The following is a 25,267-nucleotide window of genomic DNA, read 5'->3' on the forward strand; positions in this document are numbered from 1 at the left end:
TCGGGGTTAGGTGGTGTGCTTTGGTTTACTGGGGGTTTGGGGGGTCTGTTATGCAGGGCAACGCCGGCATACCTGTCCCGCGTCGGTACGGCGGCCCGCCACCACACCGTTGCCGCGATGGCCCGCCCCCCACATGTCGGCGCCCTTGCGGCCCGAGTTGCTGGCGCAGGAGTCGCGTGCGCAGCGCCGGCCGGGGTTGAGGCCCCAGGTCCCGCGGCATGGCCCAAGGGTCCTATCCGTCGCGGTGTCGTCGGCTGAGGTGCCAGCGCCAGCTCATGCCGAATGGCGACCATGGATGTCCAGTGGGCGTCGCCCCTCCGACATGAACTCCCACCGTTTAACTGCCGCTGAGGTGAAGGTCGGCCCGCCCGAACCAGTGCGCGGGGGAATGCGAGTGGTGGGGGAGCAGTGAGGCGTGAAGGGTCCCGTCGGTGCCCCCGTTTGCCCCCCGAAAACCCTGCCCTGACGCTCACGACCAGTGACAAGAAGCGACGAAAGGCTGACCGCATCTGTGCAGGTAAACGACCACTTGCGGCAAGCGATGACAATCTCGGGGTGGCTACGGTTGGTAACAAGCCTTCCTCGGCTAACGACTCATGCGGGCGGATCTGCCGACGGAGACTGATCCTGGCGGGTGCCGGTACTTCCGGCCGCCTGTTCGTGCGCCCGGTGCAGGATCGCCTCCGCCTCCCGTCGGGCGGCGGTCACCATCCTCTCGGCTTCGCGGCGTGCCTCGTTGCGGTGGTCGTTGGCCTGCTCCTCGGCTAGTTTGAGGATCTGTTCTACCCGGGTGCCCAGTCCGCTGAGGGTTGGCCGCTGCCGGTTCCGCCGTCGTCGTTCCGCGACGACCGCGCTTTCTACAGTCGCCCCGTCACCTGCCACCCCGGCGTCCTCGTCACGGTCGGCCACGCCATCTCCGACGAGGTCGGATTCCGTCGTACCGACCAGGGAGAGCGCGACGCCGAGCGCAGCGATCGCGACACCGGACCAGACAGCGGCCGATCCGAGGGCTGGACCGACCACGGCGCCGACGCCGAGCCCGAAAAGGACAGCGTCAGTCTTGGCTGGCTTGCGCATAGCTCCTCCTCACGTGGTGCCGGCAGAGGCCGCCGGCTTCAGCTCGACGAACAGGTCGTACCGGTCAATCTCCGACGGAAGCTCCGGCGCGTCAGGGCTGCGGGGATCAGCCGAGCTCGTCGTCACCGGTGACGGATATGGCGGACATCCAAGACGGGATCTGCCGCGAGCCGGGCACGAGACGTGGCCCCAGGGCTAATCTCAGGTCAGGGGCGCATACCATCGCGCGCCGGTGAGCAGGATCCGGGTGGCCTGGGTCCGGTTCCACTCGACCCGCATGCCGTGTGTGCGAAGAACCGGAAAGACAAGTTCGTCCAGCAGGCGCTCCACCTCGGCCTGGTACCGGGCCTGCTTGTCGTCCTCCGATAGGGCGTCATAAGCCGCCTTGTCGAAGTCCCGGGGCGGATAGGCGCCGTAGCCGAGGTAGACCGAGCCGTCGGAGCTGGAGACCAGTGAGTCGGTGTCTTGCTGGTCATACCAGAGGTACCCGTGCCAGTGTCGAGTCTCGTCGCGCTCGTCGTGGATCTCGGCAGCGGCGCAGGTGCCGCAGCAGCTGAAGTTCTCCCTCGCCAGCACGCCGAGCTGGTTGAGCTCGGCAAAGGCGAGGCTCAGGTTGCTCTGCACGTCACCCCATTCGCGCTGCTGGTCTCGCCGGACGTCGAGCGCCCTCTTGTAGGCCGCTGCGAGCTCGTCGTCGGTGACACCGTGGCGATCCTCATCATCGTCGAGGTAGTCCACAAACTCTCCGACGTTGTCTTCCCCGCGCACGATCCAGGCCCAGATCTCGTCCTCGATCTCGGTGCGAGCCGGCTCTGCAATCCGATCGGGCAGGAATCTGATGCCGTCGGGACGGTCGTTGTAGGCCCACTCGCTCATGAGGGCGATCATGACACGGGCGCCGAACGGCGCACGGGTAGGCCAGTTGCCTGCGGGGAGCCGTCGTCTCCGCGCACCGACGAGTTGGTGGATGTGCCTCGTTCCGTGGACCACGGGGATCTGCCACCGTGAGTGTGTCGGTGCGATGAGAAGGCGCTGATCCGTGACACGGTGGCGAGGTAGAGTCTCGCGTCGTGGCGGCACAGCTAGATCAACAGGGCGACGATGGCCGCCGTCTCGGTCAAGAAGCGATGCGGCGGCTGCGGCTCAGATCCGTCTGTGCGGTCGACCCAGGGCTCACCGACGCGGAACTTGACCGGATCGAGCAAGAATTCGGGTTCCGGTTCGCCGTCGATCACCGGGCTTTCCTGTCCGCCGGGCTGCCGGTGAACACCCGACCCGAGCCACGCGAGCCGGGCGTGATCTACGCACACTCACAGCCGTGGCCCGACTGGCGGAACGCAGACCGTGACATGCTGCGCGGTGTGCTGGACTGGCCCAGCGAAGGAGTGCTGTTCGACGTCGAGAACAACGGCTTCTGGTACGACGGCTGGGGTTCACGCCCAAGCGGCACCGCAGCGGCACTGGCCACAGCGACGGGCATGCTGGCGCAGGTTCCGAAGATGGTGCCGGTGTACGGGCATCGGTATCTCCCTGGTGAGCCCGGGGCCTTCGTCCACCCGGTGCTGTCGATGTGGCAGACCGACATCATCTACTACGGGTTGGATCTGGCCGACTACATAGACCGGGAGTTCGGTCGCGTGGGCCCAGGCGAGACCCCGTGGGAGCCGAAAGCGAGCGTCGAGTTCTGGCGCGACCTACTCTGAGCCGCACTCTTCCGGCCATGTCATCTGCCGCTGCATCGCAAGGCTAGAGGCGGGTGCGTGGCGAGCACGCGTCATCGTGGCGGCAATTCCGACGTAAAGGTCTATCTCTACCGCCCTGGTGGCATGCGCGCATGTGCCGCAGATCGGGCGCTGCCTAGCGTGAAGGGCGTCGCGTGTGTTCGGATGTCCGACCGTGCCGAAATCAACGCATGGGATCAGGTCCTGGCGATCAGGTCCGGTCGGTCGAGGCATAGGCATCGGGCGGCGGTTTTCTCGGGTTCGACGGTGAGATTGCGATCGGCGGGTTGACGAACAGGTCCCCACCACCGGTGCGCCGGGTGAACCAGATGTCTCCGAACGCCGCCGTTGGTGCCGGGCGGCGATCTGTGCGTCAACGATGCTCGGCCGGTTCGGGTCGGCGGAGTGGGCGTCGCCGACAGCGTTGCGGTCCAACGCCTCTGGGTCCGTGGAGGTTCGGCGCTGTCGCGCGGTTACACCCGGGCCGCTGCCCGGGCCGGTGGTTCCTGAGCACTAATCGGCGCGGTCGAGAGTGAGGTCGCTGTCGGTCGGCGTCGTGTGCCAGGCGGCCCGAAGGGGTGAATGTTGGTCCATGTCTGCTCGCACCTCGGTCAGAGCGGCGCGTCGCCGGGGACCGATAGGAGCGAACTTGAAGCCGGTGTCCTGCTCCGGCGGGTCTCCGATACCGGTGAGATCAGGCCCGTCGTCGAAGCGCATCTTGAGGCTGACCTGCCAGTATTCGGAATCGGTGCAGGTACCGTCTTGGTCGTCGGCGTCGACGATGGCCACCTGCCGGGTAAACGTCAGCGAGGGGCAGTGGCCGTTCCAGGAGTGGCGGCCCCACTGAATGATGAAACCGTCGGCGTCGCAGTCGGGGTCTTGGTCGACGCCGTCCAACTCCACCTGCAAGAACTCGCTGAAGGCCTGCCAGGCCGAGTCCACGTCGACGACGTTGGCGGCGTCGAGACCATGACCCGCCAGGGACGCGGCGAGCACCTCGACGCTCGACCGCCATGGAACGGGCATGGCGAGCATTGTCCACCAGCCCGACGGCCGTGCCCTACCCCGGTGTGCCGTAGGAAACCGTCGCCGGGCACCTGTTGACCCGATACCGGAGGTAGCCACCGGTGTCTGCGCTCGGTTGGGTACGGATACTCGGATGCGTCGGCCGGCTGTTTAGCTGATCGTGGACGGATGATGTTGCTGGTGCCGTGCGACGTGGTGCATCCTCGCCGACCGGACGAGCACTTCGCCGATGAGGCCGAAGCGGCTCGCCAGGCCGGAATCGATGTCGCCCTGATCGACCACGACGCTGTCGCCCGCGGCAATGCCGCCGACGTGGCGGTCGGCAGATTGCCCGAGGGGACGGACGCGGTCTACCGGGGGTGGATGCTGCGAAGCGAGCAGTACGCAGCCTTGGTGCACGCCCTCGCGGATCGCGGGGTGACCGTGCGAACCACCTCCGAGCAGTACCAGCGGGCGCACGAGCTTCCCGGCTGGTACCCGGCGGTCGAAGGCCACACCCCGAAGTCAACCTGGACGGCCGGCGACGATCGTGGGGACTTCCTTCACGCGTGCGCAGCGTTCGGTGCCGGTCCGCTGGTGCTGCGCGACTACACCAAGTCGATGAAGCACTACTGGCATGAGGCGTGCTTCGTCCCGGACGCGGCCGACAGCGCCGCGGCCTGGCGGGTGGCCAGCCGTTTCCGGCAATTGCGCGGCGACGACTACGTTGGCGGCTTCGTGCTGCGCCGGTTCGAACCGTTCGTCGGGGCGGAGGTGCGAACCTGGTGGGTCGACGGTTCCTGCCGCCTGATCACCGCGCATCCCGATACCCCAGACGACACCCCACCCGACGACCTCGACCTGGAGGCCGTGGAAGCTCCGGTGCGGGCCCTGGGGCTGCCGTTCGTGACCGTTGACCTCGCCCGGCGGGAGGACGGGCGCTGGCGGATCGTCGAGGTCGGGGACGGCCAGGTCAGCGACCGGCCGCGCGGCACGCCGGCTGCGGAGCTGATTGACGCCCTCACAGGCGAGAAGAACTGATCTGGTTGCAGCGCGTGGGTGCTACGGGCTGCAGGTGTCGGGTCAAAGCGGCGAGTTGGTGAGCCGCTCCAGCTCGGCGGCTGCGAGCCGGCGCAGTGTGGCGTCGGCATCGCGGGTGTAGCGGTGAAGGATGTTCTGTGCGGCGGCTGGCGCGAGCTGCCGCACGACCACGGCGACCCGTTGCCGAACCATGGGGTCGCCGTCGTCGGCCAACTCGACCAGAAGGTTCTCCCAGCGTGACGGCGGGGCCTCGGAGCTGGCCAATCCGCTGACCGTGGCCGCCCGTACCGCCGCCTGACCGTCACGCGCCAGCTCTACCAGCCGCGGGGCCACCCGGGAATCCGAGTCGACCGCTCTCGGAAGTGCCTTGGCGGCATGGATTCGCAGCTGGGGGTTCGCATCGGCGGCCAGCAACAGCAGCGTGTCGACCGCCGCTGGCCCACCGACCGACCCGAGGGCCTCAACGGCACGCTCACGGACGTGCCGGTCGGAGTCGTGGACAAGCCGCTGCAGCGTGGGGGTCGCCTCGTCGCTGCGCAGGCGCCCGAGCGCGTAGGCGAGCATGGACCGGACCCGCGGCGCCTCGTCGGCGACCAGGCCGATGAGAGGCGCGACGGCGTCACGGCGGCCGGTGTAGCCGAGCCTGCTCACCGCGGATGTCCGCACCTGCTCGTCCGGGTCCCGCAACGCCGCGACGAGGGTGTGGAACGCCCGGTCGTTACCGGCGGGGTCAGGGATCGAACCGATCGCGATGGACCTGATCGTCGCGTCGGTGTCGATCGCGGCAGCCGAGAGCAGCTCCACGTCTTGCGCGTCGATCACGAAGCCCAGCGCCCACAGCCCGACGCGGCGCAGGTCCGGCGTATCAGCGGTGGCGAACTCGCGGGCCACGCCCCGGCCAGCGGTCGTGTCGCCATGCAGCAGCTCGATGATCTCGGACTGCAAGGAGTCCTGGTCGTCGCCGAGATCGGTGGCTGAGGCGCGAAGTAGCGCTGGCAGGGCCGCGGTAGCGTCGATGCCGGCCAGGACGGCGGCGATCAGGTCACGGCCGTAGAAGTTCTCCTCATCGAGAAACCGTTGCAATGCTTCCAGCAGGTGAGGCACCAGGGTGGTGTCGCCGGATGCCGCCAGCGCCGTGACGGCCGGCGCGATGTCGTCGTAGTCCTCGTCCAGCTGCACGGCATGACGGACCACCGACTTCAACGACCCGCGGCTGTCGATCACCCGGTCACTATGCCACCACTCCGCAGCCGCAGGAGTTCCTGGCTGCTGGCGGCAGGCTTCTACTCCGGAGGGAAGCCGGGCTGCACCATACGTGGTGAAATGAAGCGGAAGCGGGCCTCGATTCGCGCCACTCGGCGACGAGAGTTTCCCGGAGACGCGGTTGGCGCGCGTGGACTAAACCGGGGCGCGGTAATGCATGGATACGCCGCGAGCGTGATCGGTAACCTGGACCGGTGCCTCCGCAGCTCCCTCATCCCGAGCCTGGCGTGCCGGATACGAGGGGTCCGATGTGGTACATCTGGTGGCTGGTCCGCTGCCAGCCGTGGCGGGTGCTGCGCGGCAGCCTGATCGGTACGGCCTGGATGCTCGGGTTGTCTGCCCGGCCGTACCTCGTCGCCCGCGCCATCGACGACGGGCTACGCGCATCCGACTACCAGGCGTTGGTGTGGTGGGTGGCCGCGATCCTCGTCGCGGGGGTGGGCTTGGCGTACCTGGGCATCATGCGGCACCGCACGATGACGTTCGTCCGGGAGGATGCGTCGGCCCGCTCCGCGGCCGTCCTGCTGCGTCACCTGTCCCGGATCGGCGCCGTACTGCCGCGCAAGCTCGCCGCCGGGGAGATCGCCACCGTCGGCGGCGCCGATGTCACGCACACCTCGGCGGTGCTGACGATGACCGGGCCGGGTGTGGGCGCGGTCCTCGCGTACGCGTTCGTCGCCGTCGTGCTGTGGTCGGTCTCCCCGCTCCTGGCGCTGTTCGTGCTGCTCGGCGTGCCCGCGACGGTGGTGGTCGTGGGACCCCTGCTGCGCCGCCTCGAACGGGTCGAGTCGGTCTACCGGCAGCAGCAGGGCATCCTCACCACCCGCGCCGGAGACATCGTGGCCGGGCTGCGCGTGCTTGCCGGGGTCGGTGGGCGCGGCCTGTTCGCCCGCCGGTACGCGGCCCGCTCCCAGAGCCTGCTGACCGAGGGATACCGAGTCGGCGCCGTGAACAGCTGGATCGAGGCGCTGACGGTCGTCATCCCGGGCGTCTTCCTGGCCGCCGTGGTGTGGCTGGCGGCGCGGATGGCCGCGGCCGGCGACATCACGATCGGGCAGATGGTCGCCGTCTACGGGTACGTGGCGGTCCTCATCGTACCGGTCTGGTTCCTGCTCGAGGGCGGCTACCAGGTGATCCGCGGCCGAGTCGCCGCCCGCCGGATCGTCGCCCTGCTCAACCTGACTCCGGACGACGCCGCACCGCCTTCCGGAGTTGGCGGGGCGGCAGTCCAGCCCGCTCCGGACCGGCCCACCGAACTGCACGACCCCGCCACCGGGCTGACGGTACCCGCCGGGCGGCTGCTCGCCGTCGCCGCCGATGACCCGGCCGAGGCCATCGCGCTGGCCGACCGCCTCGGGCGGTTCGTCGCCAGCGACGTGACCTGGGGCGGCCTGCCGCTGGCCGGCGTCGCGCTCGACGAGGTACGGGCTCGGATCCTCGTCGCCGACCACGACTCGTACCTCTTCGCCGGGACGCTGCGGGAGACTCTGCGTACCCGGCCGGGTGTAGGCGACGCCGACATCAGAGCGGCGCTGGACACGGCGTCGGCCGACGATGTCGTCGACGCCCTGTCACACGGGCTCGCCACGCCGATCGGCATCCGGGCCCGTACCCTCTCCGGCGGCCAACGCCAACGCATCCGGCTCGCCCGGGCCCTGCTCGCCGAACCCGATGTACTGATCCTCATCGACCCGACGTCGGCCGTGGACGCGCACACCGAGGCGCGCATCGCGCAGCGACTCCGGGCGGCGCGGGCCGGGCGAACCACGATCGTGCTGACCACGTCGCCACTGCTGCTCGGGTGCGCCGACACGGTCGCGCACCTGCGCGAAGGCCGGATCGTCGGGACCGGCACCCACGTCGAGCTGCTCGAACAGGACCGGAGCTACCTGGCGCTGGTGTCCCGGCGCAGTGACTCCGGCGATACCCAGGAATCCGTCGGCGTCGACGGGGCGCTGCGGTGACCGGGCTCCCCGTCGCGGACCGGGCCGTCGTCCGCCGGGCCGCGCGGGACCTGATCGCCCGGGACCGTCGCGCGGTCGCCGTCGTGCTGGTGCTGCACGGCGCCGCCGCGGTCGCCGGGCTCGCCGCACCATGGTTGCTGGGCAGGATCGTGGACGAGGTCACCGCTGGTCCGGGCGCGGCCGCAGTGGACCGCCTGGCGCTCGCGATCGGCGTCTGCGTGCTGGCCCAAGGGCTGCTCGCCCGGTACGCCCAGTACGCCGGCCACCGATTCGGCGAGCGTGCCGTCGCCCGACTGCGCGAGGAGTTCGTCTCGCGGACGCTCGACCTGCCCGTCTCGCTCGTCGAGCGCGCCGGCACCGGCGAACTTGCCACCCGCAGCTCGGTCGACGTGACGACCGTCGGGACCACCGTCCGCGACGTGGTGCCGGTCATCGTCATCGCCTCGACACAACTGTCGCTTCTCTTCGGCGCGATTTTCCTGCTGCACCCGCTGCTCGGCCTGGTCGCCTTGACCGGGCTACCGTCGATCTTCGCGGTCACCCGCTGGTACCTGCGTCGCGCCAGGCCGGCGTACCTTGCCGAGGGGGCCGCGACCGCCGAGCTGACCGAGGCGCTGACCACGACCGCGGAGGGCACCCGCACCGTCGAGGCGCTCCGCCTCGGCGCCGATCGCATCGCCTACGGCACGCAGCGCATCGGCCAGGTGTGGGCCACCCGCCGGGCGACCCTGGCCCTGCGCTCCGTCTTCTTCCCCGTGGTGGAGGCGAGCTACGCGTTGCCGATCGCCGCGGTGCTGCTCATCGGCGGGTTCTTCCTACCCAAAGGCATGGTGACGCTCGGTGAGGTTGTCGCCGCCGCGCTCTATCTCCAGCAGGCAATCGATCCCCTGGACCGGCTACTGCAGTGGATGGAGCAGGCGCAACGCGGCCTCGCCTCATTCGCCCGCGTGCTCGGTGTCGGCCAGAAGACTGAACCGGAGAACCGCTCCGGCCCCGTCACGGTCGCCCCGGCCGCTATCGGGATACCGGAACCGCGCGGCACGGCGTCCACGCCGTCGGGGGAGCGGCTCGTGGTACGCGGCGCGCGATTCTCCTACGCCGACGGCCCCGATGTGCTGCACGGGCTCGACCTCGAGGTGCACCCTGGCGAACGTCTCGCCATCGTCGGCCCTTCGGGCGCCGGGAAATCCACCCTCGCCCGGCTGCTCGCCGGAATCGACGCGCCACGCGAGGGTGTGGTGAGCCTCGGTGGCCGCCCGATCACCGACCTGGACCCGGCCGAGCGGCGCCGCCGGATCGCCCTCGTCACCCAGGAGCACCACGTCTTCATCGGCTCGCTGCGCGACAACCTCGCCTTCGCCGCGTCTGGCGCGTCCGACGAACAGATGCGCTCCGCACTGGTAGCCGTGGGCGCCGACTGGTATACCGACCTGCCCGACGGACTCGACACGCAACTCGGCGACGGCGCCCGCGAGCTCAGTGCCGCCGACGCCCAACAGCTCGCGCTGGCAAGGCTCGTGCTCGCCGACCCGCACACGCTGATCCTCGACGAGGCGACCGCCGCGCTCGACCCGACAACCGCCCGGCGCACCGAGCGGGCGCTCGCCGCCGTAGTCACCGGGCGTACCGTCATCGCCATCGCCCACCGCCTCAACACCGCGCACGACGCCGATCGGGTGGCAGTACTCGAAGACGGCCGGCTCACCGAACTCGGCAGCCACGACGACCTCGTTAACGCCGACGGCGCCTACGCCGCCCTCTGGCACTCCTGGCACGGATGACCAAGCACTGATTGATGGCAGGCCGGGTTCTCGGTCCCATCCCAGAGCGTTTCGGCATGCCAGGGACGACGCCACGGCTGCAATCATCGAGATCATGACTACCTACCGGCTCCTGCGGCAGACCAACCGCTCCTCGCGATTCGCCGAGGTCACCGTCGAGGTCAAGCGCTCGAGCAGGTCCGCGGTCGAGGTGACCGCCACGGCCACCGTCGAACACCGACGGGAAGCCGACCTGGGCGCTCGATGGGCATTGCATGGTCTCTCCGAATCAGCGAAGGTCACAGTGACCGACCTGGTCACCGCCCAGGTCGACACAAGTGCGGGCGACGTCTACGAGGCCACGCTCACGTCGTGTGGCGGGCGCTGAGCATCGAGCACCGCGCGCCGTGCGTCGACCTCGTCACCGCCAGCTGGGCCGCGCCGTTCGTGATCTACCCGTCCATCCCCGGCGCCGAGGACCTGGCCCTGCTGATCCAAGCCGCCGCCGACGCCCGCACCAGCCGCCTCGGGATCTGGGCCGACCCCGAGACCCTGCTGGCCTACGAGTACCGGGCTATGGAGAAGCTGCTCCAGATCACCCGCAAGAAGGTCAACGACCAGCCACTCACCGTCCACGAACGGTCCTGGCGGGAGCGGTACTGCGCCGACATGCGCACCTGAGTTCTGCACGGCCCCGAAGACTACTTCACCATCGATCCGGAATACCGGCTGTGGATCTGGCCCCAGGACCTCCGCGACGCGTCGGTCGCCTCAACCTCACACCCGCACCCCGGCTCGTTGGCGCCAACTAGCGCCCCAACGATGCGGCCTGACCTACTGGTGTCATATGGGTAGCCGGCCACCCGATGCGTCACCGATCGGCCCCGCTCTGCGCGATTCACGAGAACTGGACGTTCGGGCGACCGTCGTTCGGATCAATGGTCGGTACCATAACGCGGTTCTGTGGTTCGCCGCTTCGTCCGTCACGATAGGAGCGCGCAGGGCGACTCGATGGACGACCCTCCTTTGTCGAAGCGACGGCTCGGAGGATTTACAGGTGCGGATCGGCAGGCTTGCGATCAGGAATTTCCGAAACCTTCTTGATCTTGATATAGATCCGTTCCCCGCCAATGCCGTGATTGTCGGGCGTCGACAGGGTTTCCTCGAACTCCTACTATGCGGCGCATGCGACGAGGCGAGATCGACGGGGTGACCGTTTTCGAGGAGAACCTGCCCGGCCCGCTCGCCGGGGTGCTGTCCTTCGGCTGCGACCCCTGCGACGAGGACCTCGACACGATCGGCCTGACCCATGCGGTGCAGGAGCTGGTGCTGCGGGCCGCTCCGTACGTCGCGGAGGAGTGCGAGCAGGTGACCTACCTGGGCGAGACCTCCTTCAGCGCGGCGGGCCCCTCCGAGCAGGTCGCGGAGCACTTCGCCGCCGTCTGCTCGGTCATCGAATGCCTTCCGCCTGCTAATTTCGCCGACGCGCTCGCGAACGCCGACCCCGGTGACCGCTACCTCGGGCAAGCCGACGACGGGCTGCTGGATCCCTGGGGATCGTTGCTCGCCCGCCGGTACGGGCCCCGCGGCCCTGGTCTGGCCAGGTGGCCGGTGGTGGAGTACCGACTCTTCACGGCAGACGAGATCGGGCGGTACGTGCGGCGGTTCTTCACCGCCGGCAACGCGGTCCTCGCGCTGACCGCCGCGCCGCCGGCCATGAATCTTCCGCTGCCCGCGGGGCCACGGGTTACCCATCCTGTGCCGCCGGTGCGACACCAGACCGGCGCCGTCTGGTACTCCGACGAGGTCCGTGCGGCCGGGCTGGCCTTCCGGGCCGAAGCCGACCCAGTGGTGAGCGCGCTGCTCGTGGTTCTGAAGTCTCGCGTCGACGTGGCGCTGGCCGGCGCGGGGCTGTCCTATTGGGCCTACCTGGAGTCCCTGCCGATCGAGGCGGCCCAGCACGAGTTCGGGCTGATTCTCCGCCCGAAGCGGACGAAGGCGAAGGGCTCCGGCGCGGCGGCTGAGATCCTCTGGACTGAGCTGCAGCGGCTGATCCGCGAGGGTCCGTCCCGTGCGGAGCTCGACCGCGAGGCCGCACGTCTTGAGGCCCCGCCAGCGCCTCTCCGCCAGCGGATGAAGGAACCGCCGAACATGCTGGAGCGGCTCTATCCGCTGCGAACGGACATTCAACAGGAGTTGTTCGGCACGACGGATTTCCCTCCGCTGGATCCACCGGACCGTCTGCGCCGATTCACCCTTGAGGCGGCACGCGATGTGCTGGCCCGATGGTTGTCTTCCGCGATGCTGGTCGTGCCGCGCGGGGAGCAGCCGGATCTACCGGGCGCGGACGAACAGACCTGTCCCACCGGGACCATGCGACCCTCGGGCGAAGTGTACCGCCCCGGGTTGCTGAAGCGGCTGGGGGACAAGAGCACCCTGGTCGTGGGTGCCGACAGCGTTGCCACGGTGGACGGCGGCGGCAACGTGCACACGGTGCCGCTGGTCGATGCGCTCTTGATCGAAAAGGACGACAGGTTCTGGCTCGCGCATCCGGGCCACGGCTGTGTCACCGACGTCTCCGGCTACTCTGACGCCGCCGCCAAACTTCATGCAGCGCTGCCTCCCAGGCGGGTCCGACAGGAGCACCGCTTCGCGACTTAGTGAGCCTTTTCCAAGTTGATCCGGCAGCTCGGGCCAGGTGCGGCGAGCCCGGAGGTCGATGAGGGCGAGGCTCCAGGTAAGACAGCGGTCGACCCAGATCCGATGCCGGACCGGGAGCCTCGCCTGTGCTGTCTTACTCATCCACCATCTCACTTGTGAACCCGCCTGGCCCGGCGCCCACAACTGGTACAGGCCGCACGGCGGGCTCGCGCTCGCGCCCATATCCGCAGGCCAGCCGACTGCCGGTCCACTCGCTCGACCACGACAGGTGCCAGATGAGGCAGGACCGCAACAAGATCAGCCGATCGCACGACGCACCCTACACAGTGGAACCGGCGCCCTGATCTAGGTCAGTCCCGATCACGGAAAGTGGGCCAGATCCAGATCCGGTTTTCAGCCGTCGTTGACAGGCAGGTGCTCGACCTGTAGCTGGATCAGGGCCGGCGATGATCGGCAGATCACTGTCGTGGTCGATTCAGCAGGTGCGGCGGGTCAGTCTGGGGTGCAGTTGGTCCCAGCCGTAGGCTGGTCGGGGTGAGCGCTGGGCGCTGGCCAGTTGGCCGGGTCGTTGCACGCGAACTCGGGGCCGTGTCTGCGGGGACCGCCGATGACGCCTGGCTCGCCTGGTCGGCTTGGGAAATAGTGATTACTCGGGTCACTGTGCGAAGACACCGATGTTTCCCTCGATCCAGATGGCTCGGGCTACCAGCCTGCTGATTCGCCATCGCTCGCCTACGCGGCGCAGCTCGAACTCGTACGTGCCGCCGTTGTGCCACAGCCGTCCGCCCGGCACGTTGTCGCGTCGTAGCCAAGCCAGCACGTTCGCGGTTGCGGTGGCGGTATCGCCCGTCACATCGGCGATCACCCCGGTGACCACGTGCTGTGTGCCATCCAACACGCCAAGCTCCCGTCGCCACCGATCTACCTGCTCGGGGCCGGAGAGAGTCTCTGCTTCGCCGCCGCTCATCGCGGTGTAGTCAACGACCACGGTGTCGGCGAACGTCGCCACCAGAGCGTCCCAGTCTCGGCGGTCCACGAACCAGGCATACTCGGTGATCACCCGCTGGATGGCGAACTGGTCAATGAAATCCTCTTGAGGCATGTCATAACTCCTCTCTGTGGTGGCTGGGGTGAGGTGCGGCCGGCGGTGCCCGTCGTCCGTGTGCAACCGACGGTGATCGTTTACGCCTGGGTCGTGGTCTTCTGCTTGAGGCGTTCGTAAGGGGTCTGGCCGCCGAGGCTGCCGTGCGGCCGATCGTAGTTGTAGTAGTCCTCCCACTCAGGGAGCTTTCGCTGAAGACCTCGGCGTCGTCGATGACGACGCCGTCGAGCATCCGGTAGAACGTCGTCGTGGTCGGTACGTTGACGGTTCCAGACCTGCCGCCGGTGTAGCGAGGTTGGTCAGGATCGCCGCGACGGTGGTCAGCATCCAGCGTTGGCCGCTACCGTGCGGGTTACGTGCCGGGTCGGCGTCAGGCGGGCAGGGAACGCCGGTGTCGTTGAGGGCGCGGGCGATGCTGGCCACGCTGCGCCCGGCTCGACCCGTCGCCGATCGTCGCACTCAACGGCGCGGTCGCGGTCGCGGGACTGGACGGCCCGGACGTCGCCTTCGCCTTGGTCGACCCGCTGCCCCTCACCTGTTGTCACGCCTGGCGCGCCACCCGCGCCGACCTGCTCCGCAGAGTCGCCCGCAGCGCCGAGGCGAAGGAGGCGTGCGCCACGGCGATCGCCGCCAGTCACAACTTCGCTGAGCGCGCCTACCTCAGCCGATCACCTTCGCGACGAAGGCAGCGAGGTTCGCTACCGTCCGTTGAACCTTGTCCTCGAGGGTGATCGTTTCGTGCATCTTTGCTCCGGCGCCAGCGTTCTTCCTGCCGCGGATGTATAGAGAGCAGGCCAGGTCGCTGCACATGTAGGTGCCGACCGAGTTGCCCTGTTGTCCGGCCTTGCCGGCCCGACGGGCCACCATGAGGGAGACGCCGCCCGTATGGGCGGTCAGACACAGTGAGCACATGCTACGCGCGGGGCGACCCCCGGCGCTCGGGCTCCGCAGGGCCACGGCGACGGGGCCATCACCCATCTCCGTGACCAGGTAGGCACGGTCGGGCGCCTGAGGGTCTCGCCAGCCGAAGTAATCCAGGTCAGCCCAGGGCCGGTCGGCAAGGTCACGCGGCACGAACAACCGCTTCGTCTCGCCCTTGGTGCAGTTCACGAACGCGGCCCGGACCTGCTGGTCAGTGAGCATCTCCATTGGTCCACCATAATTTGCCTAAAGACCTTAGGCAAAGTACATTAGGTCACAGCCAAGGAGGGGAGCGGTGATGGCACGTGCAGGACTCAGTCGGGAGCGTCTCATCCGGGCCGCAGCCGAGCTGGCCGACGAGGTCGGCTTCGACCAGGTGACCGCCTCGGCACTGGCCCGGCGATTCGACGTCAAGGTCGCCAGCCTGTACTCACACGTCAAGAGCTCCGGCGACCTCAGGACCGGGATCGCTCTGTTCGCGCTCGACGAACTCGCCGACCGCGCCGCCGACGCCGTGGCCGGACGGGCCGGCAAGGCCGCCCTCACCGCACTCGCGAACGTCTACCGCGACTACGCACGCGAGCATCCCGGCCGCTACGCGGCGACCCAATTCCGGCTCGATCCGCAGACCGCCGCGGCCAGCGCCGGTCGCCGGCACGCGCAGATGACGCGCGCTATCCTGCGCGGCTACGACGTGCCGGAGCCGGACGAGACGCACGCAGTCCGGCTGCTCGGCAGCGTCTTCCACGGCTACATCGGGCTGGAGATGGGCGGCGGCTTCAGCCACAGCGCCCCCGACACCGAAGAGACGTGGTCGCGGGTCCTGGACGCTCTCGACGCGTTACTAGCCAACTGGCCCAAGTCCTGATCATCGACAGCTACGGCTCCAGTTCGACCGGGCGCTTCTGCCAGAACCGCCGATCAGGAACGCCGCTTGACGAAAGGCTGAGCGGTGCAGACACCATCAGCGTTGACCACCACGGCAATCACCCCGGATCTCCTCCCTGGCGCTCTCGACATCCAACGCACCGAGCACGGTGTGCTTCCCCATCGCCTGCCCGCCCACGCCCGTGCGCACAGCCCTGACGGGCAGCTCGCCATGGCAGAAGCCCAACCCTCGGGCGTACGGCTGGCCTTTCGCACCCGCGCCACGACGGTGGAGCTCGACACCCTTCGCACCACGATCGCGTACGAGGGCGCACCGCCCCGCCCGAACGGCGTCTACGACCTCCTCGTCGACGGACACCGTGCCGCCCAGGCCAGCACCAGCGGCGGCAACGTGTTGACCGTCGACATGGCCACCGGTTCGGCGCAGACCCGGCCCGGCGCGCCCGGCACAGTGCTGTTCGCGGGCCTGAGTGCCGACATGAAGAACGTCGAGATCTGGCTGCCGCACAACGAGATGACGCAGCTGGACGCGATGCGTACGGACGCACCCGTGGAGCCGGTGAAGGACCGGACGCGGAGGGTGTGGCTGCATCACGGCAGCTCCATCAGCCAGGGCTCCGACGCGGCGAGCCCCTCCACCACCTGGCCCGCGCTCGCCGCCGCCCGCGGCAACGTGGAGCTGGTCAATCTCGAATTCGGCGGCAGCGCGATGCTCGACCCCTTCACCGCCCGCGCCATGCGGGACACTTCCGCCGACCTGATCAGCATCAAGATCAACCACGCGCTCAAGCAGCGCGTCGAGACCGCCCGGCTCCCACGATGACCGCCGATGCCGCGAACGCCCGGCCACCGTCCGGACGGATCGGCGTGCTGAGCCGATCAACGCCGCGCGGCACCTGCTGGAGACCGAGGGCGCCGAGGCGATCACCATCCGCCGACTCGGCGCCGCGGTCGGGATCCGCGGCCCGTCGGTCTACAAGCACGTCCCGGACAAGGCCACGATCGAGGACGCCCGCACTGCCGCCGGCCTGGCCGAACAGGCCGACGCCCTGCAGGATGTGCCGGCGACGTTCGCCGTCCTCGGGCGGCCATGAAGGTGCTTCAGTATTCTGCAACCCGAGCAGGATCGGTCTGGGCCTGCCGGAGGGCATTGTCAGGCCGCGGAGGGCTGGTGGGTGCAGTGGTGACCGGACCGCGCACCGCCTGCTCCCGGACGCGATCGTCTCGCAGGATGCTCCCGAAGAGGGGCGCCATGAACTGCTGCTCCATGTCGGGCTGGCTCCGGCCGAGGTCAGTCACCTGCTCTCAGCGCGCTGAGCACGGCCGTCACCTCGGGGCGTGACGCGGCAGGTCGCCGGACCGCGGCCGTGATGCGCCGGGTCAGCGGCGGGTTCAGCGGCCGGGTCACCACCCGGTACCGCGGGTCCACCGCCAGCTTCGGCAGCATGGTGATCGAACGGCCGTTCTCCACGTGCTGGAGCGCCAGCATGTAGTTGTTGAACCGACAGATCACCACGGGCTCGAAGCCGGCCTCCCGGCACAGCCGGGTGGACAGCTCGGACATGTACGAGCCGGCGACGTCGAACGTCCAGCGCTGCTGCGCGCACGCCTCCAGAGCGACCGCCTCGGCGCTGGTCAACGGATGCTCCGGGGGCAGTACGAGCACGACCGGGTCGGTGGCGAGCGGCACCAGGTCGATCTCCGGGGAGAGCTCGGCGCCGGCGAAGTCGGCCGTCGTGATGATCAGGTCGACGTCGCCGCGACGCAGCGCCGGCATGCTCTCGTGCGGCTCCAGCTCCAGCAACACCACGCTCACGTCCGGGTGCCGGGCCGCGAGACGTGCCAGCGCCGGTTCGGCGAGGGCTTGGACGGCACTCTGGAACGCGGCCACGGTGACCGTGCCGGCCGGCTCGTCGGCGAGGCGCCGCAGCTCCGCCTCGGCCGCGTCCATGGCCGCGAGGATTTCCCGAGCCCGGCCGGCGAGCAACATTCCGGCCGCGGTGAGCCGCACCCGCCGCCCGGTGCGTTCCAGCAGCGCGGTCCGGGTCTCCCGTTCCAGCGTGGCCAGCTGCTGCGACACCGCCGACGGGCTCAGGTTTCCGCGCTGCGCGACGGCCCGGACGGTGCCGTAGGTCGCCAGGTCGGCGAGCAGGCGCAGCCGCCACGGATTCAGCGTCATGACCCCGGACTGTACGGCTTTGCTTAACAGCGACAGCGGAAATGTGCGATGGACGTGCCTCCCCGGGACTGCCTAGCGTCGGTTCATGGCTGATTCGTTCTGGTCCGACGCCGATCGTCACCTGGTCCGCTACATCGGCGCGGGCAGCTTCGTACGCGAGATCATCGACCGCGCCGAAGGCAGTTTCGTGTTCACCGCCAACGGCCGCCGCCTGCTCGACTTCACGTCGGGGCAGATGAGCGCCATCCTCGGTCACTCCCACCCCGCTGTCGTAGCCACGATCCAGCAACAGGCCGCCACCCTCGACCACCTGTTCAGCGGCATGCTGAGCCGGCCCGTGGTGAAGCTGGCCCGCCGCCTCGCCGGCTCCCTGCCCGCGCCGCTCGACAAGGTCCTGCTGCTCACCACCGGCGCAGAGTCCAACGAGGCGGCGATCCGGATGGCGAAGCTGGTCACCGGCCGGCACGAGATCATCTCGTTCGCCCGATCATGGCACGGGATGACGCAGGCGGCGGCGAGCGCCACCTACAGCTCGGGGCGCAAGGGGTACGGGCCCGCGGCGCCCGGCAACTTCGCGATCCCCACGCCGAACGCGTACCGGCCCGACTTCACCCTTCCCGGCGGCGAGCTGGACTGGCGGCGTCAGCTGGAGTTCTCGTTCGAGCTGTTCGACGCCCAGTCGGTGGGCAGTCTGGCGGCGTGCATCGTCGAGCCGATCCTCAGCTCCGGCGGCGTGATCGACCTGCCGCCGGGATACCTCGCGGCGCTGCGCGACAAGGTGCACGAGCGCGGCGGGCTGTTGATCCTCGACGAGGCGCAGACCGGTCTGTGCCGCACCGGCGAGTGGTACGGGTTTGAGCGTGACGGCGTCGTGCCGGACATCCTGACCCTGTCCAAGACGCTCGGCGCCGGCCTGCCGCTGGCTGCGGTGGTGACCAGCCCGGAGATCGAGCACACCGCGCACGAGCGCGGTTTCCTCTTCTTCACCACGCACGTCTCGGACCCGCTGGTGGCCGCGGTCGGCAACACGGTCCTGGACGTGCTGGAGGCCGACCGGCTCGACGAACAGGCGGCGCACCTGGGCGCGTACCTCCGGAAGGGTCTGCGGGAGATCGGCCAGCGACACCCGGTGGTCGGCGACGTGCGCGGCCGCGGGCTGCTGGTCGGGCTCGAGCTGGTCAGCGACCGGGAGTCGAAACGACCGGCCGACGCGCTGGGCGCCGCCGTCACCGGGCGGTGCCTGGAGCTGGGCCTGCACATGAATGTGGTGCAGCTGCCCGGCATGGGCGGCGTCTTCCGCATCGCGCCGGCGCTCACCTCCACCCACGCCGAGCTGGACCTGGGCCTGGAGATCCTCGACCAGGCGCTCGCCGACGTGGTGCCGCAGTTCACGCCCTAGGGATCAGAACCCCGGTGACCGACGTCGTCGTGCCCGCGCCGGGCGAGAAAGGCACTTCACGACAACCCGTTCAGGGTCCGGGGACGGCGGTAGCGGGGTGGTCAGGCTCCGGTGAGACCGGAATGGACCAGGAAAGGTGCCTTACCGGGGCCCGGGTTCTGTCCTACCCCGCCGCGATCGCGCTTTCCGCCGGATCGCTGAACCACCTCGCGGTCTGATTCAGAGCCATCTCCACCTGCGGCGATCTCGCTGGCGGCGTCTCGCTGCGGCCGGCAAGCCCTGCTCGCTCTGGCCCAGATGCGCGACGGCGACACCCTTACCCGGTTGGCCGCCGGGTCCGTCGCCCGGAATGCGCGCCAGCGAGAGCGGCACCGTCCGGCTCGACGTACGCGTGATCGGCGCCAGAGGATCCCTGACAGACACCGAGGTGTGAGATGCCAGATGTGAACCCGGTCGCAGCGCAGCGCATCGAGGCCGTTGTCGTTGCTGCCCTCGCCGTCATCGTGACCGTCACCGCCGGGTACCCGTGGTGGTGGCTGCTTGCCCTCTTTCTCGTCTTCGACCTGTCCATGCTCGGCTACCTGCACGGGCCACGCCTCGGAGCCACCTGCTACAACCTGGCGCACTCCTACACCCTGCCGGCGTTGCTCGGCGCGGTGGCCGTGATCACGGCCGCACTCCGCGACCCGATCGACTGGCTCGGAGTTCTGGCCGTCGCGTGGGTATTCCACATCGCGGTCGACCGCGCCCTCGGTTACGGACTCAAGACGACCGAGGGGTTTGAACACACACACCTCGGTCGGATCGGGAAGGCCCGGCCCCTCGACCGGTGAACCAGCCGGCTCGGTGGAGGCGCTCCGGACGCTGCCTGCGTCGGAGCCGCTGGCTCCGACTCTTCACTCCGATATCGCCGATTTACGGGTTCCACGGTGCGCCGGAGCCACGTGGCTTCGACAGCAGCAAATACCGCTGCAACTACCCGGCCGAGTACGCCGACGCCAACCGCATCGCGCGCCCCCGCAGCCTCTACGTCCGCGAGTGCCCGGCGGGTTTGAGCACGGCGCTCATGCTCGGGCGCGCCCGTAGTTCCACCTCGTGTGGTCGATGACGTGCAGGCCGCCACTTCTCGGACCGGATACCGCTGGCCACGCACTTTCCTACTGTGCCGAGGGAGCCGCCGACGTCAGCCGGAGTGGAGACGGAGTCGGCCCAGCCTTGCGCGTCGTCTGCAGAAAGTACGGGGAACTGTGGTCACTCGCTTCTCATGCGAGAGGGACGGGACCTACCAGTGACGTCATGTCACGGTGGGCCCCAGCGTCCTCGAGCGGCGCCTCTCGGGCCGCCCGGCTGAAGGGTTGCCAGTGGTACCTGGGTACCACGGGCGGCCGGGAAGTGCCGACTGCGGTACCACGATCCTGGCGCCGCGCGATCCTAGCGTGGTGAGCATGATTCAGGTACGCGAAGTAACCAAGCGGTACGGCGCGAAGACGGTGGTCGACCACCTGTCGTTCACCGCGAAGCCCGGACAGGTCACCGGCTTCCTCGGCCCCAACGGCGCCGGCAAGTCGACGACCATGCGGATGATCGTCGGCCTCGATGCGCCGAACTCGGGAGACGTGCTGGTCAACGGCAAGCCGTACGCATCGTCGAAAGCCCCACTGCGCGAGATCGGCGCCCTGATCGAGGCCAAGGCCGTGCACCCCGGCCGCACGGCGGTCAGCCACCTGCTGTCCCTGGCCCGCACGAACGGCATCCCGCGCTCGCGCGTCGACGAGGTGCTCGACCTGGTCGGTCTCTCGGGCGTCGCCCACAAGCGGGTCGGCACATTCTCCCTCGGCATGGGCCAGCGGCTCGGCATCGCCGCCGCGCTGCTCGGCGACCCGGCCGTGGTGATGCTCGACGAGCCGGTCAACGGCCTCGACCCCGAGGGGGTCCTCTGGGTGCGCAACCTGCTCACCGGACTGGCCGCCGAGGGCCGCACCGTGATGCTGTCCTCGCACCTGATGAGCGAGGTCTCGCTGATCGCGGACCATCTGGTCATCATCGGCCGGGGCAGACTGCTGGCCGACACCACCGTGGCCGACTTCGTGACCGCCGAAGGCGTCCGGGTCGTCACCGCCGACCCCGACGCGCTGCGCACGGTGATCGCCGGCCCCGGCGTCACCGTCACCTCGACCGGCGCCGAGGAGCTGCTCGTCGCCGGCACCTCCGCCCGCCAGATCGGGCTGGCCGCGGCCACCCGCGGCATCCCACTGTTCGAACTCACCCCGCTGAACGCCTCGCTCGAAGAGGCGTTCATGGACCTGACCCGCGACGCTGTCGAATACGAGGCCTCCCGATGAAGATCACCCCTGGTGGCGTCGTCGCCGCCGAATGGACCAAGTTCTCCTCGCTTCGCTCCACCTGGATCACTACCGGTATCTCTGTTCTCCTCCTGGTCACCCTGGGCATGATCGCCTCAGCCTCCTTCTCGGGTGACGGCATGACCTCGGTCGATCTGGCCCTGTCCGGCAGCTTCCTGGCCGCCCTGTCCGTCGGCGTGCTCGGTGCGCTGCTGGGGGCGGGGGAGTACACCACCGGAATGATCCGGGCGACCCTCGCCGCGGTGCCGCGCCGGTTGCCGGTGCTGTGGTCGAAGAGCCTCGTGGCGGGGTCGGCGGCCTTCGTCACGATGACCGCCGGTGCCTTCGCCGCTTTCGCACTGGGGTCGGCCGTGCTCAACGACACGGTCGGCGGCCTGGGCCTCGGCGACGCCGGCGTACTGCGGGCCCTGTTCGGCGCCGGCCTCTATCTGGGCCTGGTTGCGGTGCTCGGCGTCGCGCTCGGCATGCTCGTGCGGTCCAGCGCCGGCGCCATCGCGATCCTGGCCGGTCTGCTCCTGATCATGCCCGGTCTGGCCGCGTTGCTACCGGAGTCGATCTCCGAGGCCATCACCCCCTACCTGACGAGCAACGCCGGCAGCGCCGCGATGGCGCTGACCCAGGCGGAGGGCACCCTAGCGCCGTGGGCCGGTCTCGCGGTCTTCGCCGGGTACGTGGCCGTGGCGCTCGCCGCGGCGGCGTATCGGCTCAAGAGGACCGACGCGTAAGCGCGTCAGGGGAGAATCGGCTGATGAGCACGCAGGGCCGGCTGGTGGACCGGCAGTCGCGGCTGCTGGCCTTCGACCGGCGCCACCCGTGGGTCATGGACACCCTGGTGGCCGTCCCGATCGTGCTCTTCAGCATCCCCAACCTCATCGAGGAGCCGCTGTCGGCGACGATCGCGACCCTGGTCCTGCTGCCGCCGCTGTACTGGCGGCGACGATACCCGTTCCCGGCGTTCCTGGTCACCGTGATCATCGAGTTGATCCTGGGACTGCTGGATGTCGGCGTCGGCGCCGGGGTGATCCTGCTCGTGATGCTGTTCGCAGTGGCCTCCCGCGGTTCGTGGCGGGCGCTGGCCTGGGCCTCCGGGATCGCCCTCGCGCTGCTGGTCGCCGAGATATACCTGATCAACCCGGTGACGGAGAACCGCGTCACCACCCTGCTCCTGGCGATCGGCACAGCGGGGGCCGCGGTCGCCTCCGGCGTCGCGGTGCGCACCCGCCGGGCGTACCTCATCGCCCTTGAGGAGCGCGCCGCCCGCCTGGAGGTCGAGCGGGATCAGCGGGCCCGCCTCGCCGTCGCCCAGGAGCGGGCCCGGGTGGCCCGCGAGATGCACGACATCGTCGGCCATCACGTCTCGGTGATCGTGGGCCTGGCCGACGGCGGCGCGGCGCTCGCGACCTCGCGGGCCGAGCAGACCGCCGAACCGCTCCGGTTGATCGGTGACACGGGCCGGCAGGCGCTGTCCGAACTGCGCCGGGTGCTGGGCGTGCTGCGCGAGGAAGACGCCGACCCGCAGCTGAGCCCCCAGCCCGGCATCGACGATCTCGAACGGCTGTTGCCGAGCGTGCGGGCTGCCGGGCTGCCGATCACCTACTCCACCTTCGGCGAGTTGCACACCCTCGGCCGAGGCGTGCAGCTCGCGGTCTACCGCATCGTTCAGGAAGCGCTCACCAACACCCTCAAACACGCTGGGCGCGGCGCGTCCGCGGACGTTACTGTCGCTGCCTCCGATGGAGAGGTACGGGTACGAGTACGCGACAACGGCCGTGGCAGACCCGCTGCCCCGAGCCACGGCCTGCTCGGCATGCGGGAACGCGCCGCCATGTACGGCGGGGTGGTGACCGCCGGCCCGGCCGGGAGAGGCTGGCTCGTCGACGTAGTCCTCAAGGATCCCTCATGACCACCACCGTGCTGATCGTCGACGACCAACAGCTGCAACGACTGGGTTTCCGGATGCTGCTCGACGGCACCCCTGACATGAGCGTGGTGGGCGAGGCCTCCGCCGGCGCCGAGGCGGTGCGGATGGTGGAGCAGAACCGCCCCGACGTGGTGCTGATGGACGTACGCATGCCCGGCATGGACGGCATCGAGGCCACCCGCCGCATCACCGTGGCCGGGTCGCGGACCCGAGTGCTGATCCTGACCACATTCGACCTGGACGAATACGTCTATGCCGGACTGCGAGCCGGAGCGAGCGGCTTTCTGCTCAAAGACGCCCGCCCCGAGGAACTGATCGCCGGCATCCGTGCCGTCGCGAGCGGAGACGCGGTGGTGGCTCCCAGCCTGACCCGCAAGCTGATGGACGCCTACCTTCAGGACCCAGCGTCGACCACACCTGCGGATCCCCGCCTGACCACCTTGAGCGAGCGGGAGCGAGAGGTCCTCGAAGCGATCGGCCAGGGTGCCACCAACACCGAGATCGCCGAACGCTTCACCCTCACCGAATCCACCGTCAAGAAGCATGTCGGACGTGTCCTGGCCAAGATCGGAGCCAGGGACCGAATTCAGGCGGTCATCTTCGCGTACGACAACGGCCTGGTCCAACCACGCGCCTGAACACTCGGGTCAGTCGGACAACATCTCATCGAGCACGATGGCCGAAACCCTCCCTCAGTCCATGACGGCGGTGGCCTCGACCTCGACGAGGTAGTCGGGGCCGGCGAGGGCGCTGACGCCCAGCCCGGTGAACGGTGGGACCGGAGTGACTTCGAGTTTCGCGGCGGCCCGGGTGATGCCGTCGATCAACGGCGTCATCTTGTCCGGCGTCCAGTCGACGACGTACACGGTCAGGCGTACCACATCACCGAATGACCCACCGACCCCGGCCAGGGCCTTGGCGACGTTGAGGTAGCACTGCTCGACCTGGGCGGCGAGGTCTCCGACGCCGACCGTGCCCCCGTCCGCGTCGACGGCCACCTGGCCGGCGATGAAGACCTGCTTCGCGCCGGTCGCGACAGCGACGTGACGGTACAGGTCGGTCGCCGGTAGTCCTTCGGGATTGACGAACGAGACGGCCATGGTGCGCTCCTTCCGGAAGAGCCGCCGATCGGCGACTCCTCTGACATAACAGCGCTATGTTATTTGTCGGGTGTGTCTTGAGGCTCAGTGGCGGCGCGACGGCTGGCCATAGCTGTCGTGACCTGCCGTGGCCGTGGTCGGCCGAGGTGTCGGGCGGGGGCTTCAGCCGCCCTGGGTGCGGTCGTGTACCCAGCCGCGTTTCACCGATGCGCGGCACCGGGCCTGTTCGTCGCCCGCGCTGACGAACAGTGCGGTCAGCATGGATACGCCGTAGTCGAGAGTCTGGCGCGGCAGGGGTCCGGTGGCGACGAGGGAGACCAACCCGTGCCAGATGGCCCAGGTTTTGGTCGCCAGCTCCAGCGAGTCGGTGTCGGCGTCGAAGCGGTGCGCCTGCCGGGCTCGATCGGCGGCGAGGATGACCGTGTGCAGGGTCTGGTCTGCGGCATGGGCATCCTCGAGCTCGAAGGTCGCGTCGAACATCACCCGGTACAGGTCCGGGCTGTCGAACGCGTTGCCGACATAGGCGGCGCCCAGGGCGGCGAGATCCCGGATCGGGTCGTCGGACGGCACCACCGTGGCGAGTCTTGCCGCCAGGCGGGTGAAGCCCTCCTGCCGCAGCGCCCGCCACATCCCGTCCATCCCGTTGAAATGGGTGTACACGGCCATGGTCGACACGCAGGTGCCGGCGACCAGGGAGCGAAGGGTGATCGGCTCGCGGGTGCGGAGCATGTGGGCGGCACGTTCGAGCAGCAACGTACGGACCGCGGGATCCTTCGACCGTGCCATGACGGCCATGCTACGTAGCATGGCGTTGCTATGTGCCGGTGAAGGTGAGCGCGTACGGCCACTCGAACCGGCAGCTACCGGCAAGGCTGGCGGGCACCGGCCGGCGACGCCGCCGA

Annotated in this window: 24 protein-coding genes and 3 pseudogenes; 17 read left to right on the forward strand and 10 right to left on the reverse strand. The window is 69.2% G+C overall.

Features of this window, described 5'->3' with window-relative positions; translation table 11 throughout:
- Positions 1-684: 684 nt before the first annotated feature.
- Together AB0I76_RS01195 and AB0I76_RS01200 are read right to left on the reverse strand one after the other, a co-directional pair.
- Positions 685-816 (reverse strand): annotated as a pseudogene (locus tag AB0I76_RS01195) (cell division protein DivIVA); the annotation flags it as partial.
- Positions 817-1,278: 462 nt separating this feature from the next.
- Complete coding sequence (locus AB0I76_RS01200; RefSeq protein WP_357028084.1) at positions 1,279-1,953, reverse strand: hypothetical protein; 675 nt, start codon at positions 1,951-1,953, stop codon at positions 1,279-1,281.
- Positions 1,954-2,204: 251 nt separating this feature from the next.
- Here AB0I76_RS01200 and AB0I76_RS01205 point away from each other — a divergent pair, with 251 nt between their 5' ends.
- Positions 2,205-2,780 (forward strand): hypothetical protein, encoded by a 576-nt coding sequence (locus tag AB0I76_RS01205; protein WP_357028196.1) that lies wholly within the window; start codon positions 2,205-2,207, stop codon positions 2,778-2,780.
- Positions 2,781-3,311: 531 nt separating this feature from the next.
- On the opposite strand, the gene AB0I76_RS01210 is transcribed toward AB0I76_RS01205, so the two are convergent.
- Positions 3,312-3,824, reverse strand: a complete 513-nt coding sequence (locus tag AB0I76_RS01210; RefSeq protein WP_357028087.1) for a hypothetical protein — start codon at positions 3,822-3,824, stop codon at positions 3,312-3,314.
- A gap of 168 nt (positions 3,825-3,992) precedes the next feature.
- Between AB0I76_RS01210 and AB0I76_RS01215 the strand changes: the two genes are divergently transcribed.
- Positions 3,993-4,844, forward strand: a complete 852-nt coding sequence (locus AB0I76_RS01215) for an ATP-grasp domain-containing protein (protein WP_357028090.1) — start codon at positions 3,993-3,995, stop codon at positions 4,842-4,844.
- A gap of 42 nt (positions 4,845-4,886) precedes the next feature.
- Here the strand turns inward: AB0I76_RS01215 and AB0I76_RS01220 are convergent, their stop codons facing one another.
- The gene (locus AB0I76_RS01220; RefSeq protein WP_357028094.1) at positions 4,887-6,068 is read right to left on the reverse strand and encodes a HEAT repeat domain-containing protein; all 1,182 of its coding nucleotides are present in this window, start codon (positions 6,066-6,068) and stop codon (positions 4,887-4,889) included.
- Between the two features lie 287 nt (positions 6,069-6,355).
- Between AB0I76_RS01220 and AB0I76_RS01225 the strand changes: the two genes are divergently transcribed.
- The 5 genes from AB0I76_RS01225 to AB0I76_RS01245 all read left to right on the forward strand — a co-directional run bounded on the left by AB0I76_RS01225 (position 6,356) and on the right by AB0I76_RS01245 (position 12,492).
- Positions 6,356-8,071 carry an ABC transporter ATP-binding protein gene (locus tag AB0I76_RS01225; RefSeq protein ID WP_357028097.1) on the forward strand — a complete coding sequence of 572 codons (1,716 nt, stop codon included), beginning with the start codon at positions 6,356-6,358 and terminating at the stop codon, positions 8,069-8,071.
- Positions 8,068-9,852 (forward strand): ABC transporter ATP-binding protein, encoded by a 1,785-nt coding sequence (locus AB0I76_RS01230; RefSeq protein WP_357028100.1) that lies wholly within the window; start codon positions 8,068-8,070, stop codon positions 9,850-9,852. The genes AB0I76_RS01225 and AB0I76_RS01230 overlap by 4 nt, the downstream gene beginning before the upstream one ends.
- A 94-nt stretch (positions 9,853-9,946) precedes the next feature.
- Positions 9,947-10,219 (forward strand): hypothetical protein, encoded by a 273-nt coding sequence (locus AB0I76_RS01235; protein WP_357028103.1) that lies wholly within the window; start codon positions 9,947-9,949, stop codon positions 10,217-10,219.
- On the forward strand, positions 10,204-10,512 hold the full coding sequence (locus AB0I76_RS01240; protein ID WP_357028106.1) for a hypothetical protein: 309 nt from the start codon (positions 10,204-10,206) through the stop codon (positions 10,510-10,512). The genes AB0I76_RS01235 and AB0I76_RS01240 overlap by 16 nt, the downstream gene beginning before the upstream one ends.
- A 504-nt stretch (positions 10,513-11,016) precedes the next feature.
- The gene (locus tag AB0I76_RS01245; RefSeq protein WP_357028109.1) at positions 11,017-12,492 is read left to right on the forward strand and encodes a hypothetical protein; all 1,476 of its coding nucleotides are present in this window, start codon (positions 11,017-11,019) and stop codon (positions 12,490-12,492) included.
- Positions 12,493-13,147: 655 nt separating this feature from the next.
- On the opposite strand, the gene AB0I76_RS01250 is transcribed toward AB0I76_RS01245, so the two are convergent.
- The 3 genes and pseudogenes from AB0I76_RS01250 to AB0I76_RS01260 form a co-directional block, all read right to left on the reverse strand.
- Complete coding sequence (locus AB0I76_RS01250) at positions 13,148-13,594, reverse strand: nuclear transport factor 2 family protein (protein WP_357028112.1); 447 nt, start codon at positions 13,592-13,594, stop codon at positions 13,148-13,150.
- 80 nt (positions 13,595-13,674) lie between these two features.
- Positions 13,675-13,791 (reverse strand): annotated as a pseudogene (locus AB0I76_RS01255) (integrase core domain-containing protein); the annotation flags it as partial.
- Positions 13,792-14,254: 463 nt separating this feature from the next.
- On the reverse strand, positions 14,255-14,743 hold the full coding sequence (locus AB0I76_RS01260) for an FBP domain-containing protein (RefSeq protein ID WP_357028115.1): 489 nt from the start codon (positions 14,741-14,743) through the stop codon (positions 14,255-14,257).
- A 70-nt stretch (positions 14,744-14,813) separates the two neighbouring features.
- Here AB0I76_RS01260 and AB0I76_RS01265 point away from each other — a divergent pair, with 70 nt between their 5' ends.
- From AB0I76_RS01265 to AB0I76_RS01275, 3 genes are all read left to right on the forward strand, one after another.
- Positions 14,814-15,383, forward strand: a complete 570-nt coding sequence (locus tag AB0I76_RS01265) for a WHG domain-containing protein (protein WP_357028118.1) — start codon at positions 14,814-14,816, stop codon at positions 15,381-15,383.
- 84 nt (positions 15,384-15,467) lie between these two features.
- Positions 15,468-16,226: an SGNH/GDSL hydrolase family protein gene (locus AB0I76_RS01270; RefSeq protein WP_357028121.1), complete on the forward strand. Its 759-nt coding sequence runs from the start codon at positions 15,468-15,470 to the stop codon at positions 16,224-16,226.
- 55 nt (positions 16,227-16,281) lie between these two features.
- Positions 16,282-16,497: a TetR family transcriptional regulator gene (locus AB0I76_RS01275; protein WP_357028199.1), complete on the forward strand. Its 216-nt coding sequence runs from the start codon at positions 16,282-16,284 to the stop codon at positions 16,495-16,497.
- Between the two features lie 197 nt (positions 16,498-16,694).
- Here the strand turns inward: AB0I76_RS01275 and AB0I76_RS01280 are convergent, their stop codons facing one another.
- On the reverse strand, positions 16,695-17,582 hold the full coding sequence (locus tag AB0I76_RS01280) for a LysR family transcriptional regulator (protein ID WP_357028124.1): 888 nt from the start codon (positions 17,580-17,582) through the stop codon (positions 16,695-16,697).
- Between the two features lie 85 nt (positions 17,583-17,667).
- On the opposite strand from AB0I76_RS01280, the gene AB0I76_RS01285 reads away from it, so the two are divergent.
- The 7 genes and pseudogenes from AB0I76_RS01285 (at position 17,668) to AB0I76_RS01315 (ending at position 23,903) form a co-directional block, all read left to right on the forward strand.
- Entirely contained in the window at positions 17,668-18,981 is a 1,314-nt protein-coding gene (locus tag AB0I76_RS01285; protein ID WP_357028128.1) for an aspartate aminotransferase family protein, read from the forward strand.
- Between the two features lie 122 nt (positions 18,982-19,103).
- Positions 19,104-19,317, forward strand: a pseudogene (locus tag AB0I76_RS01290) (hypothetical protein); the annotation flags it as partial.
- A gap of 98 nt (positions 19,318-19,415) precedes the next feature.
- Positions 19,416-19,814 (forward strand): DUF4260 domain-containing protein, encoded by a 399-nt coding sequence (locus AB0I76_RS01295; RefSeq protein ID WP_357028131.1) that lies wholly within the window; start codon positions 19,416-19,418, stop codon positions 19,812-19,814.
- 612 nt (positions 19,815-20,426) lie between these two features.
- The gene (locus AB0I76_RS01300) at positions 20,427-21,323 is read left to right on the forward strand and encodes an ABC transporter ATP-binding protein (RefSeq protein WP_357028202.1); all 897 of its coding nucleotides are present in this window, start codon (positions 20,427-20,429) and stop codon (positions 21,321-21,323) included.
- Positions 21,320-22,069, forward strand: a complete 750-nt coding sequence (locus AB0I76_RS01305) for an ABC transporter permease (RefSeq protein ID WP_357028134.1) — start codon at positions 21,320-21,322, stop codon at positions 22,067-22,069. The genes AB0I76_RS01300 and AB0I76_RS01305 overlap by 4 nt, the downstream gene beginning before the upstream one ends.
- Before the next feature lie 23 nt (positions 22,070-22,092).
- On the forward strand, positions 22,093-23,247 hold the full coding sequence (locus AB0I76_RS01310) for a histidine kinase (protein ID WP_357028137.1): 1,155 nt from the start codon (positions 22,093-22,095) through the stop codon (positions 23,245-23,247).
- Entirely contained in the window at positions 23,244-23,903 is a 660-nt protein-coding gene (locus tag AB0I76_RS01315) for a response regulator transcription factor (RefSeq protein ID WP_357028141.1), read from the forward strand. The genes AB0I76_RS01310 and AB0I76_RS01315 overlap by 4 nt, the downstream gene beginning before the upstream one ends.
- A 54-nt stretch (positions 23,904-23,957) precedes the next feature.
- Here the strand turns inward: AB0I76_RS01315 and AB0I76_RS01320 are convergent, their stop codons facing one another.
- Positions 23,958-24,365, reverse strand: coding sequence for a RidA family protein (locus AB0I76_RS01320; protein WP_357028144.1), 408 nt, complete (start codon positions 24,363-24,365; stop codon positions 23,958-23,960).
- 162 nt (positions 24,366-24,527) lie between these two features.
- Positions 24,528-25,094 carry a TetR-like C-terminal domain-containing protein gene (locus tag AB0I76_RS01325; protein WP_357028147.1) on the reverse strand — a complete coding sequence of 189 codons (567 nt, stop codon included), beginning with the start codon at positions 25,092-25,094 and terminating at the stop codon, positions 24,528-24,530.
- Positions 25,095-25,267 lie beyond the last annotated feature (173 nt).

The organism is Micromonospora sp. NPDC049799 (assembly GCF_040656655.1).
Lineage (GTDB): Bacteria > Actinomycetota > Actinomycetes > Mycobacteriales > Micromonosporaceae > Micromonospora.